Here is a 16,872-nt window from a genome sequence, read left to right as displayed (position 1 = left end):
CATAAATGGTGTTACTATTGGTTCTATTGAAGTTAAAGATAAAGATGGAAATGGTGCTTTAAGAGCTGCAATTAACTCTGTAAAAGATCAAACAGGGGTTGAGGCTAGTGTTGATGAAAAAGGAAGATTAGTACTTGCTAATAGAGATGGTAGAGGTATTAAGATAACTGATGGGGTGGATAAGAGTTATGATCCAACTGGCAAAGCTTTTACGGCAACTGAAGCAGTTAAAGTAGCAGATAAGCATGTGTTTTATACAAATAAAACACAAGCAAATGCTGGTGATAACGGTGAAGTAGCTGTAGACTTTAGTTTAGAAAAAACTTGGAAGGGTGCTGGTAATGATGCAGATACAGCCGGTGCGCATGACCAAATAGATTCTATATTAAATAGTAAAAATAATTTTGATGATGTTAAAAATGCTTACTACGAGCAAGCAGCAAGACACGCAGCTGATGGTGCAGCTAAAGTTTCAACTGAAGCTATACAAAAAGCAGTAAAAGATGGAACTGAAATAGACTTAAGTGCTATTCATGCAGAAAAAATTGGTGCTTTAAATATGGAATTTGTTGGGGCACAAAACGCTGTAACCACAGCAGGTGGGGATACATATAAAGATATGCTAAAAGATGCTAATGATGCAGTAAAAGCGGTTTTAGGTCAAAATACTTCTAAACATGCTAGTTTAGCAGATGCTAATGCTAAAATCGATGATGCCTTAGCAAAACTTCAAAAAGTAGTTGATGCAGCTGATGGTAAAACTATGGCTACAAATGAGGCAGAAAATGGAATGGTTGCTTATGCAGCTATGAAATTCCTTGAAGGTGTTAAAGAAGGCTTAAATGAAGGCGATAGAAAAGGTCTTAAAGATATGATTGGTCTTACAGATGACACTAAAACTAACTTCGGAAGATTAAGTTTTTCATCAACTAATGGTAAAGACATAGTTGTAGAAGCTACTAGAGATTATACTGGAGCTGATGGTAAATTGCATAGTATGGATGTTACAAGTGCAATAGGCTATGATAAAAATGTTTCTGAAAAAACAGTTAGTTTAAGAGAAACTAATGCTACTATAGATAGAGAAACAGCAGATGCAATGGGCTTTAATGCTAATGATTGGCAAGCAACTGATGCAGGAGATAATAAGAATGGTTATGCTGCAGGTGTAATGACATTAAAAGGCGCACAAGCAATGATGAATATTGCTGAATCAGCTCAAAAAGCTCTTGAAGCAATCAGAAGTGACCTTGGTTCTGTCCAAAATCAACTTGTTTCAACTGTTAATAATATTTCAGTTACTCAAGTAAATGTTAAATCAGCTGAAAGTAATATTAGAGATGTTGACTTTGCATCTGAGAGTGCTACATTTAGTAAACACCAAATCCTAGCTCAATCAGGTGTATATGCAATGAGCCAAGCTAACGCTGTTCAACAAAACGTAATGAGATTATTACAGTAGTAATACTGAATGGAGTTTTTAAGGTGCTTGTCGCCTTAAAAACTACAAAGATTATTACAATAGTTTTAAAGATTATTTGTAATAACAAAAAAGGTGCTATCCTTAGCACCTTTTTTATAAAAACTAAGCAAAATCAAAAAACTAGCATAAAAAATATTTATGATTGTTTTAAATTACTGCCTTATTAAAAATATTTATCATTTTCTACTTTTTAATTTTGATTTAGATTTAAGATATTGCATAATTTTTGTAAGTGATATTGTTAAATTTGTTATACTTTATCTAGTTAATATATTATGAAGTTTTTTAAATATTATATGAAAAAATAAAGGAGTAAAATACCTATGAAAAAATATCCGTTAAATCAGATTTTATATGGAGCACCAGGGGTTGGTAAGACTTATGATACTATAAATATAGCTTTAGAGATTTTGGGCGAAGATTTTTCAACTCAAACAAACGAAATTGACACAAGACAAGCAATGCAAAAAAAGTTTAAGGAGTATGTAGAAAACGGACAAATCGTATTTACAACCTTTCATCAAAGTTATGGATATGAAGAATTTGTAGAAGGAATTAGACCTGATTTTGACAACGAAGAGTTAAACTATAAAATAGAGAATGGTATATTCAAAGACTTATGTATTAGAGCCTCTAATATTTCTCAAGAATTTAATAATGAAGATAACTTGTTTGATAATACAACAAATATTTGGAAAATTTCTTTAGGAGCTAAAGTTAGAGCAGACACTCATGCACTTCAAGATTTTTGTTTTTCAAATAATCAAATAAGAATAGGTTGGGGTGATACAAGACAAATCAACACAGAACCATCAATAAATTCTTTTAGAAAAATGAAAATAGGAGATTTAGTGTGTGTTCTTGAAAGCAGAATAAGTATTAAAGCTGTTGGGATAATAAAAAGCGAAGTATTATATGATAGTAACTTTAAAAATGGTTTTGATGCATTGGAATATCAAACCTATAGAGAAGTTGAATGGATTAGTAAAAAAAATGTAGATATATTTAATTTGAATAAAAATAAAAATCTAGTTCAGCAAACAGTATACTCTTTAAATAGATTTAAGCCAAAAGATTTATTTCAATTAATCGGTATTGATAAAGAGATATTAACTATTGAAAACAATAAAGAAAAGCCTTATATAATCATTATTGATGAGATAAATCGTGGGAATATTAGTAAGATTTTTGGAGAGCTTATCACACTTATTGAGCCTAGTAAAAGACTAGGAAATGCTGAAGAGCTAGAAGTAGTGTTGCCATATAGTAAAGAGAGTTTTGGTGTGCCAAATAATGTTTATATAATAGGCACTATGAATACAGCTGATAAGAGTATAACTACCCTTGATACGGCATTAAGGCGTAGGTTTGAGTTTAAAAAGATTATGCCTAATAGTTTTCTTTTAAATTCTAATTGCGATGGGATAAATCTTCAAGAATTATTAAATAAAATGAATGAAAGAATTGAATGTTTAATAGGAGATGAAAAGCTTATCGGACATTCGTATTTTATGGATATAAACAGCATTGATGAACTTAAAGTCGTGTTTAGAAATAAGATTTTACCACTTTTAGAAGAGTATTTTTATAATGATTATTCGCAGATAAAATCGGTGCTTAATGATAATGGTATGATAAAAACTAAAAATATTTTAAATACCGATAAGTTTTATTTAAGCGATGATTTTAATGAAACGGATTTTAAGAAAATATATGAAGATTGAAATAGCCCACGAACACGAAATAATAAGCTCACTTGATAACGATGAGTTTTTAAATGAGCTTATGAGCTTTGCTGAAAATAACCCAGAGTTTTTAAGAATAGTCGGCAAAAATAAGCTAAAAGCAAGAAATTATGTAGGGCTTATAAAGACAAAAAGTGGGGTTTTAGAAATTTATCCTAAGGTTTCAAAACCAAGTAATGAGATAATGCCAAGAATAGATTTAAGCAAGGCTTATGAGCTAAAAGATGAGATGTTTAAGGATTGTAAAGAAAGAGAGTTAAATCCCAAGCAGCTACTTTTAGAACTTTTAAGAACTTTACAAAAAAGTCCGTTTAAAAAATCGCTTAAAGCAACGCTAAAAGATGAAAAAATGTCACTTTTTGAAGTCTTTGTTGAAATGTTTTTAGAAGAACTTTTCGTGCTTTTAAATAAAGGGCTTATGAGTGATTATATAAAAATAGCTGAAAATAGAACAACTTTAAAAGGCAAATTGCTTTTTAATGAGAATTTAAAACATAACTTAATTCATAAAGAGCGATTTTTTACCGAAAATGATGAATATATCATAGACAATGTGATAAATCAAACTATAAAAACTACATTATTTCATTTAAAAAAACTAAGTCAAAATAAAAAGATTTTAAAATATTTAAAGACTTTTGATGGTATTAGTTTAATTGATATTAAAAAATGTGAATTTAGTGTAAAAAATAAGCATTATAGTTATTATGAAAACATACTTTTATGGTGTAAGTTATTTTTAAATGGTTTTAGTTTTACACCATTTGCGGGGGATAATAACGCTTATGCTTTGCTTTTTGATATGAATAGACTTTTTGAAGATTATGTAGCTTTTATGCTTAAAAAACACAATCCAAATATAAAAATAAGTGCTCAATTATTAAAAAAACACTTAATAAAAGATGGTCAAAATGAGCGTTGTTTAATGCGACCTGATATTTTAATTGAGCTTAAAGATAAAACAATCATCGCTGATACAAAGTATAAAATCATAAATAAGTTAAGTGATATTAGCCAAGCTGATTTATATCAATTATTTGCCTATGCAATAGCTTTTAAAGTTAGTGAAGTTTGGCTTATATATCCACTTTTTGATGGTAGTTTAGGGTATAAAACACTAGAATATAACTTAGATTGCTTTAATACTAAGATAAAATTACAAATTCTTTTTGCTCCTTTAGGTTGATATTTTAGTTGCATTGTGATTTGTTATAATCTAGGTTTTATGAATTTAAAATATGATTAGATATAAATAAAAAGCTTAATTATTAAGATAATAAATTTCAAGTTTAAAGATAGCTTTTACTATCTTTAAACATAGTTTAAAATTAAATTCCTAGATTTTCTAATGTTTTTTGAGCGTTTAGGAGTTGGGTTTTTACTGCGTTTTCTGATGTCCCACCATAAGAATTTCTTAAATCAACGCAAGTTTTTAAATCAATTGCTTTATAAATATCATCTTCAATTAAATCACACTCAAGCCTTAATTCATCTAAGCTTAATTCATCTAATTTAAGTTTTTTTGAGATTGCATAGCTTACTAATTTTCCCGTAATTTCGTGAGCTTTTCTAAATGGCACACCTTTTTTAGCTAAATAATCAGCCAAATCAGTAGCATTTGAATATCCATTAGCAGCTGCTCTTAGCATATTTTCTTTAATTGGTTTCATTTTTGCAATTAGTTTTGTAATTATTATTAGACTATCTTTTATGGTATCTTGCGTATCATAAACACTTGCTTTATCTTCGCTCATATCGGTATTATAAGCTAGTGGCAAACCTTTCATAATAGTTAGCATTGAGATTAGATTGCCATAAATTCTACCTGTTTTGCCACGCATTTTTTCGCATACATCGGGGTTTTTTTTCTGTGGCATTATGCTTGAACCCGTGCAAAAATCATCACTTAGCTCAATGAATTTATAATCATTTGAATTAAAAATAATTAGCTCTTCACAAAGGCGTGAAAGATGGCTAAAACAAATTGCACTAACACTACAAAACTCAAGCATATAATCTCTATTGCTAACACTATCAATACTATTTTCACTTGGCTTTGCAAAGCCAAGTTCATTTGCACTAAAAAATCTATCTATATTAAAAGTAGTTCCCGCAAGTGCAGCCGAGCCTAACGGACATTCGTTTAATGAGTTGTATAGATTTAAAAATCTATCATAATCTCTTTTAAACATCCAAAAATACGCCATTATCCAATGCGAATATAAAATCGGTTGAGCGGTTTGAAGATGGGTAAAGCCTGGCATAATTAAGTCTAAATTTGTCTTAGCTTGGTTTAAAATCTCTTGCATTAATTCTTTTAAATTAGCTTTAATTCCTAATACAAATTCTTTCATTTGTAATATTCCATCTAGTGCGGTTTGGTCGTTTCTACTTCTTGCAGTGTGAAGTTTGCCAGCACTTGCACCTATTAAAATACTAAGTCTTTTTTCAATAGCCATATGAATATCTTCATCGCTTATATTAAACTCAAATTTATTTTCTATAAATTCGTTTTGAATAATTTCTAAGCCTTTTAAAATCTCTGCTAATTCTTGAGAGTTTATGATTTTTTGACGCTCAAGCATTTTTGCGTGTGCTATGCTTCCTTTTATATCTATTAAAGCAAGTCTGTTTTCAAGTGGCAAAGTCGCTGTGTAATTTTCTACTAATTTATCCGTAGCTTGGCTAAATCTACCGCCCCATAATTTTTTCATACTATTCTCCTAATAAAATTCCTTCTTTAAGCCCATAAGCTGAAATGATAAATTCAAAATCATCAAATAAAGTATCAATAAAATAAGCCCCGCAAAGCACTGCAAAATCTCTATTAACTCCTAGCATTAAATCTCTTTTTTCGGCATTATTTGTATTAATAAAATCAATTAATTTATATAATTCATCTTTATTTACAATGCTATTATGAAACTCTAAATCATCAATATCTTTATAAGCAATATTTTTTGCAATACTTTTTGCAAATATTCCCGTTTTTGATGCTAGAACAATTGGTCTTGGATAGCTTTTAAGCTCGTTTTTATAAGGGTTTAAAAGTGTATATGCGTAGTCTTTAATATCTAAGTTTTTTTCTTTTACGCTTTTATAAAAAGATAAAAGTCCTATATCAAGTAATAATTTTTTATCATTACTCGTAATTTCTGTTGAATACCCACCAACATCTACTAAAGTAAAATCACCTTGAATTGAAATTCCAACCCCTAATCTAGTAAGCCTTGCTTCTTCGTTTTGGCTTAATATTTTTAATTTAAAGCCGTATTTTTGATAAAGCATATTAGCTATTAAATCAGCATTTTTACTTTTTCTAAAAATTGCAGTAGCAACTACTTTTGCCTTGCTTAAATCGTAATTTAGCTCATCAAGTGCATTGATTAAGACCTTAATTCCTTCATCATTTATACACTCGTTTTCATAAAATAGTCCTAAGTTTAAGACCTTTTCGTAGTTTTTTAAAACCTTATCAAATACAGCTATTTTAAGAGTATTTGAGCCTATATCAATTGCTAAATTCATTTAAAGTTGCCTTTATTAGCTTTAATAATTTTTCATTATCAATATCTTTTAAAACCTTTACTAGGTTTAACTTGCTTAAATCAATGCCTATATTCATATTAAGATTTTTATCATATCTTAAGCTTTTGCCCCTTGCTTCGCCACAAGTTTCTATATCTACATAATATTCATCGCTTTTACAAATGCTAGAATCTAGTAAATATGCAATTATTAAAGCATCGTGTATCCAAGTGCCAATGCTATTTCTTGTAAGCTCTGCATAACTTATCCAAGGCTTAATACTTGTATATAAAAAATCACATAATTTATTATTAATTGCTTTTATTTCTTCTAAATCTTTATGAGTTAGGCTAGTTTGCATTGTGATATTGTAAGGTGCTAGAGTGATTTTTGCCCCACTTCTTAGCACAATCCTAGCAGCTTCTGGGTCAAAACCAAAATTAGTATCTTTAGGGTATTTACTCATATCAAATACCCCGCCCATAATTAAAATCTCTTTTACATTTTTTGCAAACTCATTATCTAAAATACAAGCTTGAGCTATGTTTGTAAGTGGTCCAATAGCACAAACAATAAGCTCATTTTTATAAACTCTTGCTAATTCGCATAATTTATAAACAGCGTTTAATTTAGCGTTTTTATAAATTTTAATAGGTGTAAAATCTTGCCATAAGTGTTCTAATTTAAAATTATAAACACTCTCATCAAGTCTTTTTCTCCACGGCGTTTCATCTTCTAATAAAGCCTTGCTTGAGCCTAAAAATACAGGAATTTTAATCCCTAATTTAGAAATTAAATTCCTTGCAACTGCATAAGCTTTGTGATTTATCACATTTCCACTTAGAGTTGTTATTGCTTTTAAATCAATCTTTTTACTAGCAATTGCAAGTGCTAGGGCTAAGCCATCATCAGTATTAGCCCCACAAATACCATTGCCTATATCAGTGTCAATTACGATTTTCATATAGCATCTTCAATAAGATTTAAATCTCTACCCCTAGTTTCAGGAGCAAAAAATGTAGTAACAAATCCAATTCCTGCCATAAATATAAAATAAGCAGCGATTAAATACCAATTATGAGTTAGATTTATAAAATAAGTTGCTAAAAATGGTGCAGTTCCACCTGATAAAATGCCACCGATTTCTTTAGCTAGTGCCATTTTTGTATAACGATTTTTGCACCCAAACATTTCAACTCCGTAAGCTGCTTGAACTCCAAAAATCCCTAAAGATGCAAGACACATTCCTACGACAATTACACAAATTACTATTATTTCATTTTTGCTATCAAGTAACATAAATGCAGGAACTGCATAAATCATTAATAATAAGCAAAATATCCTATACATAATGCGACGACCAAATTTATCGCTTAGCCATCCAGATAATGGAATAACCAAAAATCCTAAAAATGAAGCTATTAAAACCCCTGTTGTAGCTATTTGTTTGTCTAATAATAAAATAGTATAAACATAACCTACTAAAAAGCTTTGAGCTATATAAGATGGGGCGTTTTCTCCCATTCTAAGACCTAGCATAATAAAAAATGATTTGTTTTTTTGCCAAAAAGTTTTGTTTTCGGTTTTGTGAGTTTTTAAATTTTGTTCTCGTTGTTTTTGCATTTGTTCTTTTTGTTTTGCAAATACAGGTGTTTCTCCTACAAAGCGTCTTAGATATAAGGCAAATGCAGCTATTAAAAAGCTAAATATAAATGGTAATCTCCAGCCCCATTCTAAAAAGTCTTTATCATCTAAAAATCCAAGTAAAAACCAAATTCCACTAGCAATTAAAGTCCCACTATTAGAGCCTAGTGCAATGATTGATGATACTAAACCACGATTTTTGCTAGGTGCGTATTCACCCAACATAATAGCTCCACCGCTAAGTTCAGCTCCTGCTCCAAAACCTTGTAAAAATCTTAAAATCACTAATAATAAAGGCGCTAAAATGCCTATGCTATTATAAGATGGGATAAATCCTATTAAAGTAGTCGCTGCACCCATTAAAAATATAGTTATCATCATAACTTCTTTACGACCATATTTATCTCCTAATCTACCAAAAAAGAAAGCTCCAATAGGTCTAGCAATAAAGCCAACTCCATAGGTTGCAAAACTAAGCATTAGAGCAATTATAGGAGTTTGCTCTGGGTAAAAAACTTTACCAAAAACGGTTGCAGCCGCAAGGCCATATAAAACAAAATCAGCATATTCCATAGCAGTTCCTAGCCAACAGCTAATGATTGCGTTTTTAAAGGATTTTTTGCCTTCTTTTGTCTTTAAAATATCATCTTGAATTTGATTCATTAAATCTCCTAAAATAAATAATAAAGTAAGCTTAAGAAAAATGCCGAAATTAAAGCACTAGCAGGTAAGGTTATCATCCACGCTAAGCCTATTGGCTTCATCATTTTCCAATTTGCGTTTTTGTTAAATACTCCAATTCCTAATACTGCACCTATTAGAATATGAGTTGAGCTGATTGGAATTCCTAGTTGAGTTGCTAGAAGTATTACAATAGCTGAAGCAAACTCGGCACTAAAACCTGTGGTAGGCTTGATTTTTGCTAGGCTTTTGCCAACGGTTTTAATAACGCTTTTGCCTAAAAACCAAAGCCCAGCAACTAGTGAAATGCCAAATACTAACATTACAATAGTAGGCACTGCTGAAGTTGGATTTATTGTATTTGTGTGTAAAATATCTAAAATCGCAGCAAATGGTCCAACTGCGTTTGAAATATCGTTTGCTCCGTGAGAAAAGGCAAATGTGCAAGCTGTAAATATTTGAAACCATGAAAAAATACGATTTACTGCTTTTTTTGGTTCGCCTTTTTTCATAATATTAATAATTCCTACACAAATTATATAAGCACTAATACAAATTAATAAGATGATTAATCCTATACTAAAATGACTAAGTCCTGTATCAACATTATTTAAGGCTTTAAAAAATAACATAGATGAAATTACAAAAGCTATTAAAGTAGCTAAAACAGGTATGCGTTTGCTTAAAAATCCTGCTACATCAACTGCTTTTTCTTTTTTTGTAAATTCTTTTAATTTATTTGCGTATTCGCCTTTTTCGTTAAGCAAAATGCCGTAAAGCTCACTATATTGCTTAGATTTTTCGCTTTGCATAAATTCATCTATATATTGTTTTTTATACTCTGCTTTATCTTTTTTGATTTGTTTTAAAGTGTTTTCTTTTTCTTTAGTAGGAACTACAATGAATTTATAAACTAATGAATAAACAAAATAACTCAAAACCCCACCTAATACAGGAGAGATAAACCAACTAGCAACAATGGTTCCTATCCCACCCCAGCTAACTTGAGTAGCGTTATTTTCGGCTATGAAACCTAAAGCTAGTGCAGCACCTAAAATCCCGCCTACTATTGAATGAGTTGAACTAACTGGTAAAGATTTATAAGTAGCTATAAAAATCCAAACACTAGCAGCACACAAAGCACTCATCATAACATAAGCAAAGTGCATAGGTTCTATGTTTTCTTTAACGCTTACAATACCACTTCTAATAGTAGCAGTTACTTCAGCACCAGCAAAAAATGCTCCGCTAAATTCAAATATCGCAGCTATTATTAAAGCTTGTTTTATGCTAAGAGTTTTTGCTCCAACACTCGTTCCAAAAGCATTTGCAACATCGTTTGCACCTATATTGAATGCTAAAAATATTCCAAAAATTGCAGCAATTGTGAAGAATATATAATAATTTGTGGTGCTATAACCCCAAAACAAAAAGCCAACACAAACGATAGCAAAAAGTATCGTTATAATAATGTTTTCTCTTGCCATTACCTTTCCTTTTTAAAAAATTGGGCTAATTATAGACTAAAAAAAATTGTTAAGATTTCTACAATGTAAAATCTTTGTAAAATATGCTAAGATACGCAAAATTAAAAGGAGTGTTGATGAAAAAGTTTTTAGTATTGGCATTTTGTGTTAGTGCTTGTTTTGCTAATAATCAAGTAATTTGTAACAATGCAAATGATTGTTATAACATAGGAATTGCTAAGGCAAAAGAAATGCAAATAGCAGAATCTATTAAGTATTTAGAAAAGTCTTGCGAGCTTAATTATATGTCAGCTTGTATGGAATTAGGAACTGCTTATATTTATAGTGCTAAAAGTAAGGAAGAATTTACTAAAGGGATTAATTATTATATGTTAGCTTGTAATAATAATGAGCCTATATCATGCCACAATATAGCATATATGTTAGAGCAAAGCCAAAATCCTGCATTAATGAATGAAATAAAGAGTTATTATGAAAAATCTTGTAATTTAAGATATTTAAATGCTTGCACTAATTTAGGAAATATTTATTATACGAAAGAAAACAATAAAGAAAGAGCGAAAATGCTTTATGAAAAAGCTTGTAATTTAGGAGAGGCTATAGCTTGCAATAACTTAGGTAACTTTTATTATTATACCAATAAAAGCTTGGCTAAGGAATATGTAAGAAAAGCTTGTGATCTAGGCTATCAAGTAGCGTGTGAATATAAAATAGATTAAATTATAAAAAGTGCAAAATTAATTTTTCTAGCTAATTCCTTTTATTTTTGATAGTATGAAAATAAAAGGAATTTAAAATGGTAAGATTTTTTAATAAAGTTGATTTTTTATTTTCGTATTGAGTGTAATTTTTTACGCTTATTGTATTTTTGTATTTAAGTATTTAACCAATTTTTCAGCCTTAGATATAACTGCTAATTCTATATTTATTATATTTGCAAATGCTTATTATTTTTATTTGTATTTAAAAGATGAATTGTTATATGATTCGTTTTATGTATTTATTGGCTCTTCTTTTATTTTAGTAATCTTAATATACGGCTGCATTATTTTATGAAGTATTGGAGTTGGAATTTAAATTATCATATTATTTAATATTTATTATGATAATTAATTTAAATATAAGTTTGTTTTAATAATATTTATCATTCTCATAAAAAAGGATAAAAATGAATATTAAAACAACAATTTCTTTAAGTTTAGTTGCTGTTTGTGCCAATGCACTTAGTTTAGAACAATCAATAAAAAATGTAGATTTAGATGGTTTTTTAAGGTATCGCTATGATGCTACTAGAGTTAAGGATATTGCTTTAACTCAACCAGCACACAAAATTAGATTAGATTATAAATTAAGCCTAAATTTAGCTGATAATTACAAGGCTAATGCGGTGTTTAGATATGATACAAAATCTTTTAGTTATTCAAATAATGCTTATATTAAGACTAATGATAATTTTCATTTAAAAGAAGCGAATTTAACTTATACTAATTTTAATACAAGCTTTAGTTTTGGTAGATTAAAAGTGCCTAGTATGTTTAATGATGGGGTTTTGGTTACTTCGTTTTTAATTGATAATAATTCTTTAGATAATACAAATATAAATGCTTATTTTGTAGATAATTTTGATTTGAGTGAAAGTAGTTTGATAAACGAAAAAGCAATAAATCAAATATCTTATAAAATACCACTGAAAGCTACAAATCTGCCAAAGAATTTAAAATCACAAATCTATAATCAAAACCTTTATGGGTTAAATATTAATTATCATAATGATTTAATAAATCTTACTTTAGGTGCTGATTATCTTAATGATTTTGCTATTTTTTATGGAGTGGATTTGAAAAGTTATTTAGGAGATAAGAAGAGTTATCATTATTCTTTTAATTCTCAACTAACTAGCACATCATTAAAGCAAAATTACAAAACTTCTCTAAATGCAAGTAATTCTATATTTTATGGCGTTGAAATTCTAGTCGGATTTAAGAATTTTGATTTTGAGTTAGGCTATATAAATTATGGTAAAAAGGATAAAGCAAATTTTGTAACTTGGCATGATAAAGGATTGCTTTTGCATTCGGGAAAAACGATAATAGATGGATTTTATGGTGGAATAGGTAAAAGAGAATATTTGTATTCAAATATATCTTATAAATATGATAATTTTAATTTTTTATTTAGCATAATTGATGGTGGGGTAAAGCTTGATTTAGCTAAATATAAGCAAATAGAATTAATGCCAAAAATTGTTTATAAATATTCTAAGAAATTAAAATTTAGCGCATTTTATGATTATGCGATTACTAAAACCTATATGAAAAATATTAAAACTTATAAAACTAGATTAGAAGCTAAATACTCGTTTTAACTATATTAAGAATTTAATTTAGGAATTTAAAATAAATATATAGTTTTAAATTCCATTTTTCAATTAGTTTTTATCTAAATTATAATTTAAGATTTAATGTTTTCTTTGATAGCTGCTTTGATAACTTCTACAAATTCTCTACTATCTAAATAATAGTTAGGATAGGCTTTCCTTAGGGTTTTAATTTTGTCTGATGATACAAGCACTACATCAGTATTGTTTGCATTTTTTGATTTTTGTTCTAAAAAATCATAATATTCTTTAGCTTTTTCAAAATCTGATTTTTTATATCCAGTAATCCTTAAACGCTTTGTATTCATATCAAGGTCTATTACAAAATAATAATGTATCTTTTTTTGAAATTCTTCAATGTTTTTGCTAGATACTAAAAGTCCAGAAAGCATTGCTAATATGTTGTATTTTTTATCTAGTTCTAAAATCTTTTGGCATATTTCTTGTTGTGTAAATTTATTATAATTTTCGTGAATTTTTGTTTGTTCTATCATACAAAACAAAGCACTTGATAATCTAAAAAATTCTTTATATTGTTCTTCCCCTTCACCTTGCTTGATTTTTGATTTACTAGTTATTCCTAAAACTTCCACTGCTGTAGCCCAAAAATGCTGCAATTGTGTTCTAAGTTGCAATTCTAAGGCTCTTTTTGTCGTATCTTGATATTCATAAATCTGATGGATTGAGCGGTATCCATCATCTTTTGGTTTATTGATATAATCACTAGTTCGTAAAAGTTTAAATTTTTTTATACCCTTAAGATAGGTTTGTTCCATAATTTGCTGAAAAGTTTTAGTATTGTCAAGATTGGTAAATACTATCCTAAGTCCTGCAATATCTTGCATTCTATCAAGCTTCATATCTGGAAATCTTTTTAACTTGTATTCAACAGAATTTAGCCTTTTTAATCTTCTTGCTACTACTATAGGGGTAATTTTATTTGTTTTTAGTTTTCTATTAATTGATGTTGCAAAGCTTGACATTATTTGAGCGTGAACACTTCTCCAAAAAGACACTATCTCATAGTCGTTTTCAGTGGCAATACCTATTCTTATATTATCTCCAGCTTTTCTTACTTGTTGTTTGGTTGCAATTATATCGTTTTCGCCCATTTTTACTCCTATTATTGTAATTTTTAATATCAAAATCAATGCTTTTTCGTAGTGTAGTATATCAAAAAGTAATTTAGTTAATATTAGAATTAAACAACATAACGAAATTTAAGACTATTTTGTGGATTTCATTATAGCTTGATTGTAAAAATTAAATAAGAATAAATAATAAATTGTAGGAATTTAAAATAGGAAATTTATTTTAAAATTCCTAATTTAAATTCTTAATACACCACATTACTTCCACCAACAGGAATGTAAATAACATCACTTTTTGAAATATCTGTAAAATTATTATTTGTTTTTGAAATTCTTCCTGTTAGAATTTGTTTTAAAGATTCTAAGCCTAATAATTTATTGCATAATTCACTTCTAGTTTTTAGTTTTTTTACCACTATAAAATAATCATCAGTAGTAACTTCTAAACAATCAGTATTTTTAATAGTAAAATACTTATCATCTTTTAGACTTTGAGAAGTCATATCCTTTAAATTACTGCTAAAATTTGTTTGGGTTGTATAATAAGAGCCTAAATCACTAATTAAAATAGCAAGGTTTTGAGATGATTTTACTATTTCAGCATCATCTCTTGTAGCATTTAGTTTAGGAATTGCAACTGCTGCTAATACACCTAATATTACAATAACAAATATAAGTTCTATCATTGTGAATGCTGTTTTCATTAACTTCCTTAAAGTAACTAACCTAGATTAGTTTCTAGGTTAAAAATTAACATTTCCGCCACCGAGTTTGATTTCATAGGCACTAGCTATTCCTTGATGATTTTTTATATCTTTATTTCCCATAGCCGCTTTTACACTACTAGTTGCGAAGAATGATTTGCAAACACCTTTATCAAAGTCCGGAGAAGCAAAAATTTTAATAGTGCTTCCACTTGATTCTGCATTAATTGTTACACAATTTAAATCTTTAATATACAAATAAGCTGTTGAAGTGTTTGATGTGTGTGGTTGCATTACTACATTTGTCATATCTTGTATATTGGTAGCAAAACTTCCTTTAGCTGTGTAATAAGAAGCTATATCACCAAGAAGTGTTGAGAAATTACTAACACCTTTTGTAATTTCAGCATCATCTCTCGTAGCATTTAGTTTAGGTATCGCGACTGCTGCTAAGATACCTAGAATAACTATTACGAAGATTAGTTCTATCATTGTAAAAGCTTTTTTCATCTTTGTCCTTTAAAATTTAAAAAAAGCTAAGCTTGGATTTTACCAAACTTAGCTTTGTAATATTCATCAAATAAAGTGAAATTAGAAAGAAATATTTCCGCCACCTAGTTCGATTTTGTATGGGTTTGCACTATCATAAGTTGATAATTTTTTATTACCTAGAATAGCAGCTATACTACTAACTTTATCAAATGAATCACATATAGGTTCTGGTTTAGCTCCTAAATCTGAACCTTTTTCTATACTTAAAGTACTTCCAGATGCTTTAATTACAGCACATTTTTTACCTTTTATTTCAAAATTTCCACCTGAAGCTAACGCAACATTTGTCATTGTTGCTAAATCTGTTGCAAATGAACCTTTAGCTGTATAATAAGAAGTAATGTCGCTAATAATTGTTGAGAAATTGCTAGCTGCTTTAGCTATCTCTGCGTCATCTCTTGTAGCATTTAGTTTTGGAATTGCAACTGCTGCTAAAATTCCTAAAATTACGATTACGAAAATCAACTCAATCATTGTAAAGCCCTTTTTCATGGCTATCTCCTTAAAAAATAATTTCACTTTATTTACACAAATGTGAAATTAAAATCTATTAGATATATGAAAAATTCCATTGCAAAATCTAGCTAAATTAGACTTAGTTAAAATATTGATAAATAAAAATATTTATTAATTTCGTAAAATAAAATCAAGATTTATAGACAATAAAAGAATTTAAATAGTATTTATTTAAATTCTTTTTAATAATCTTTGGTAAAACTATGTTTTTATCAAAGATTTTATAAAATAAAAAATCTCATTTATAAGCTTTAAGGACTAATATGAAAGATTATTCGCATACTTTATTTGATGTTTTAAGCGAGAGTGATTATGCTAAAAAATTAGCTAAATTTGATGATTTTTACGATGATTTTTTAAGCAATAACCTAGCTTATAATGAATACGAGCCTTTAGTTTTAGAAGAGCCAAGTTATGCAAAAAGCCTTGAGATTATTCACCCAACAAGGATTAAAAGACCAAAAGAACTAAGTTCTGATAATGCTTTAGCAAAGACCTTACACCAAATAGCTCATATTGAGTATTCAGCAATTGACCTTGCATTAGATGCTGCTTATAGATTTTATCATACCGGCGGGCTTTTGTTTGCGAGTGATTTTTTAGAAATAGCTAAAGAAGAATGCTTACACTTTAGTCTATTAAACGACGCTTTAAATGAGCTAGGATATAAATACGGAGATTTTGGGGTGCATACTAATTTATTTGACGCTATGAGAGCTACTAATTCTAGTTTTAAGGTTAGAATGGGGGTTGTGCATAGGCATTTAGAAGCTTGTGGGCTTGATGCTAATCCTTTTGTGGTTAAAAAAATAAGCAGCACAAAACACCAAATAAAATCAAAATTATTAGAAGTTTTAAAAATCATCTTGCACGATGAAATAAGCCATGTAAATAAAGGCGATAGATGGTATAAAAACGCAGGTGGGACAAATGAGAATTTTTGTGATTTACTCTTAGAATACAAACACCTAATAAGACCTATTAAAAATATGAATGAAAATGCTAGAATTATGGCTGGATATACCCAAGATGAATTAGATGAAATAAAAAAGAATTTTAATTAA

General features: G+C 28.9%; 16 protein-coding genes. 7 read left to right on the top strand and 9 right to left on the bottom strand.

Translation table 11 applies throughout. The features are described from left to right. Position 1 precedes the first annotated feature (1 nt). The 3 genes from AVBRAN9334_RS00990 to AVBRAN9334_RS00980 all read left to right on the top strand — a co-directional run bounded on the left by AVBRAN9334_RS00990 (position 2) and on the right by AVBRAN9334_RS00980 (position 4,414). Complete coding sequence (locus AVBRAN9334_RS00990) at positions 2-1,462, top strand: flagellin (protein ID WP_442862414.1); 1,461 nt, start codon at positions 2-4, stop codon at positions 1,460-1,462. Positions 1,463-1,806: 344 nt separating this feature from the next. Then, the gene (locus AVBRAN9334_RS00985; RefSeq protein ID WP_336606771.1) at positions 1,807-3,207 is read left to right on the top strand and encodes an McrB family protein; all 1,401 of its coding nucleotides are present in this window, start codon (positions 1,807-1,809) and stop codon (positions 3,205-3,207) included. Then, complete coding sequence (locus tag AVBRAN9334_RS00980) at positions 3,173-4,414, top strand: McrC family protein (RefSeq protein ID WP_336606770.1); 1,242 nt, start codon at positions 3,173-3,175, stop codon at positions 4,412-4,414. The genes AVBRAN9334_RS00985 and AVBRAN9334_RS00980 overlap by 35 nt, the downstream gene beginning before the upstream one ends. A gap of 142 nt (positions 4,415-4,556) precedes the next feature. Here AVBRAN9334_RS00980 and argH read toward each other — a convergent pair whose 3' ends face one another. The 5 genes from argH to AVBRAN9334_RS00955 are packed head-to-tail and all read right to left on the bottom strand — an operon-like array spanning position 4,557 to position 10,568. After that, positions 4,557-5,942 (bottom strand): argininosuccinate lyase, encoded by a 1,386-nt coding sequence (gene argH, locus AVBRAN9334_RS00975; RefSeq protein WP_214150018.1) that lies wholly within the window; start codon positions 5,940-5,942, stop codon positions 4,557-4,559. Position 5,943: 1 nt separating this feature from the next. Then, positions 5,944-6,756, bottom strand: coding sequence for a Ppx/GppA phosphatase family protein (locus AVBRAN9334_RS00970; protein WP_336606769.1), 813 nt, complete (start codon positions 6,754-6,756; stop codon positions 5,944-5,946). Continuing rightward, positions 6,740-7,720, bottom strand: coding sequence for a nucleoside hydrolase (locus AVBRAN9334_RS00965; RefSeq protein ID WP_336606768.1), 981 nt, complete (start codon positions 7,718-7,720; stop codon positions 6,740-6,742). Before AVBRAN9334_RS00965 ends, AVBRAN9334_RS00970 begins: the two co-directional genes overlap by 17 nt. After that, positions 7,717-9,078: an MFS transporter gene (locus tag AVBRAN9334_RS00960; protein ID WP_442862228.1), complete on the bottom strand. Its 1,362-nt coding sequence runs from the start codon at positions 9,076-9,078 to the stop codon at positions 7,717-7,719. The genes AVBRAN9334_RS00965 and AVBRAN9334_RS00960 overlap by 4 nt, the downstream gene beginning before the upstream one ends. Then, a complete protein-coding gene (locus AVBRAN9334_RS00955) occupies positions 9,072-10,568 on the bottom strand; it encodes an inorganic phosphate transporter (RefSeq protein ID WP_214117829.1) in 1,497 nt (498 codons plus the stop codon). Before AVBRAN9334_RS00955 ends, AVBRAN9334_RS00960 begins: the two co-directional genes overlap by 7 nt. 116 nt (positions 10,569-10,684) lie before the next feature. On the opposite strand from AVBRAN9334_RS00955, the gene AVBRAN9334_RS00950 reads away from it, so the two are divergent. From AVBRAN9334_RS00950 to AVBRAN9334_RS00940, 3 genes are all read left to right on the top strand, one after another. Beyond that, positions 10,685-11,287 (top strand): tetratricopeptide repeat protein, encoded by a 603-nt coding sequence (locus AVBRAN9334_RS00950; protein ID WP_214150015.1) that lies wholly within the window; start codon positions 10,685-10,687, stop codon positions 11,285-11,287. Between the two features lie 118 nt (positions 11,288-11,405). After that, positions 11,406-11,624 (top strand): hypothetical protein, encoded by a 219-nt coding sequence (locus AVBRAN9334_RS00945; RefSeq protein ID WP_336606767.1) that lies wholly within the window; start codon positions 11,406-11,408, stop codon positions 11,622-11,624. A gap of 112 nt (positions 11,625-11,736) precedes the next feature. Beyond that, on the top strand, positions 11,737-12,933 hold the full coding sequence (locus AVBRAN9334_RS00940; RefSeq protein WP_336606766.1) for a major outer membrane protein: 1,197 nt from the start codon (positions 11,737-11,739) through the stop codon (positions 12,931-12,933). 86 nt (positions 12,934-13,019) lie between these two features. Here AVBRAN9334_RS00940 and AVBRAN9334_RS00935 read toward each other — a convergent pair whose 3' ends face one another. The 4 genes from AVBRAN9334_RS00935 to AVBRAN9334_RS00920 all read right to left on the bottom strand — a co-directional run bounded on the left by AVBRAN9334_RS00935 (position 13,020) and on the right by AVBRAN9334_RS00920 (position 15,784). Then, positions 13,020-14,057, bottom strand: a complete 1,038-nt coding sequence (locus tag AVBRAN9334_RS00935; protein WP_214150011.1) for a hypothetical protein — start codon at positions 14,055-14,057, stop codon at positions 13,020-13,022. Between the two features lie 224 nt (positions 14,058-14,281). Beyond that, positions 14,282-14,740, bottom strand: a complete 459-nt coding sequence (locus AVBRAN9334_RS00930) for a type II secretion system protein (RefSeq protein WP_239803106.1) — start codon at positions 14,738-14,740, stop codon at positions 14,282-14,284. A 39-nt stretch (positions 14,741-14,779) separates the two neighbouring features. Further along, positions 14,780-15,250 carry a type II secretion system protein gene (locus AVBRAN9334_RS00925; RefSeq protein WP_336606765.1) on the bottom strand — a complete coding sequence of 157 codons (471 nt, stop codon included), beginning with the start codon at positions 15,248-15,250 and terminating at the stop codon, positions 14,780-14,782. An 81-nt stretch (positions 15,251-15,331) separates the two neighbouring features. Next, a complete protein-coding gene (locus AVBRAN9334_RS00920; RefSeq protein WP_336606764.1) occupies positions 15,332-15,784 on the bottom strand; it encodes a type II secretion system protein in 453 nt (150 codons plus the stop codon). A gap of 287 nt (positions 15,785-16,071) precedes the next feature. Here AVBRAN9334_RS00920 and AVBRAN9334_RS00915 point away from each other — a divergent pair, with 287 nt between their 5' ends. Then, complete coding sequence (locus AVBRAN9334_RS00915) at positions 16,072-16,872, top strand: ferritin-like domain-containing protein (RefSeq protein WP_214117820.1); 801 nt, start codon at positions 16,072-16,074, stop codon at positions 16,870-16,872.

The organism is Campylobacter sp. RM9334, from assembly GCF_020138145.1.
In the GTDB taxonomy this organism is placed as follows: domain Bacteria; phylum Campylobacterota; class Campylobacteria; order Campylobacterales; family Campylobacteraceae; genus Campylobacter_E.
The sequence above is the reverse complement of the archived record's forward strand: the minus strand, read 5'-3'. Positions and strand labels throughout refer to the sequence as shown.

Excerpts from the sequence above, each read along its gene's own strand:
- AVBRAN9334_RS00940 (WP_336606766.1), top strand. The coding sequence starts at position 11,737 with ATGAATATTAAAACAACAATTTCTTTAAGTTTAGTTGCTGTTTGTGCC.
- argH (WP_214150018.1), bottom strand. The coding sequence starts at position 5,942 with ATGAAAAAATTATGGGGCGGTAGATTTAGCCAAGCTACGGATAAATTA.
- AVBRAN9334_RS00920 (WP_336606764.1), bottom strand. The coding sequence starts at position 15,784 with ATGAAAAAGGGCTTTACAATGATTGAGTTGATTTTCGTAATCGTAATT.
- AVBRAN9334_RS00980 (WP_336606770.1), top strand. The coding sequence starts at position 3,173 with ATGAAACGGATTTTAAGAAAATATATGAAGATTGAAATAGCCCACGAA.
- AVBRAN9334_RS00970 (WP_336606769.1), bottom strand. The coding sequence starts at position 6,756 with ATGAATTTAGCAATTGATATAGGCTCAAATACTCTTAAAATAGCTGTA.
- AVBRAN9334_RS00915 (WP_214117820.1), top strand. The coding sequence starts at position 16,072 with ATGAAAGATTATTCGCATACTTTATTTGATGTTTTAAGCGAGAGTGAT.
- AVBRAN9334_RS00930 (WP_239803106.1), bottom strand. The coding sequence starts at position 14,740 with ATGAAAACAGCATTCACAATGATAGAACTTATATTTGTTATTGTAATA.
- AVBRAN9334_RS00955 (WP_214117829.1), bottom strand. The coding sequence starts at position 10,568 with ATGGCAAGAGAAAACATTATTATAACGATACTTTTTGCTATCGTTTGT.
- AVBRAN9334_RS00950 (WP_214150015.1), top strand. The coding sequence starts at position 10,685 with ATGAAAAAGTTTTTAGTATTGGCATTTTGTGTTAGTGCTTGTTTTGCT.
- AVBRAN9334_RS00965 (WP_336606768.1), bottom strand. The coding sequence starts at position 7,720 with ATGAAAATCGTAATTGACACTGATATAGGCAATGGTATTTGTGGGGCT.
- AVBRAN9334_RS00985 (WP_336606771.1), top strand. The coding sequence starts at position 1,807 with ATGAAAAAATATCCGTTAAATCAGATTTTATATGGAGCACCAGGGGTT.
- AVBRAN9334_RS00935 (WP_214150011.1), bottom strand. The coding sequence starts at position 14,057 with ATGGGCGAAAACGATATAATTGCAACCAAACAACAAGTAAGAAAAGCT.
- AVBRAN9334_RS00925 (WP_336606765.1), bottom strand. The coding sequence starts at position 15,250 with ATGAAAAAAGCTTTTACAATGATAGAACTAATCTTCGTAATAGTTATT.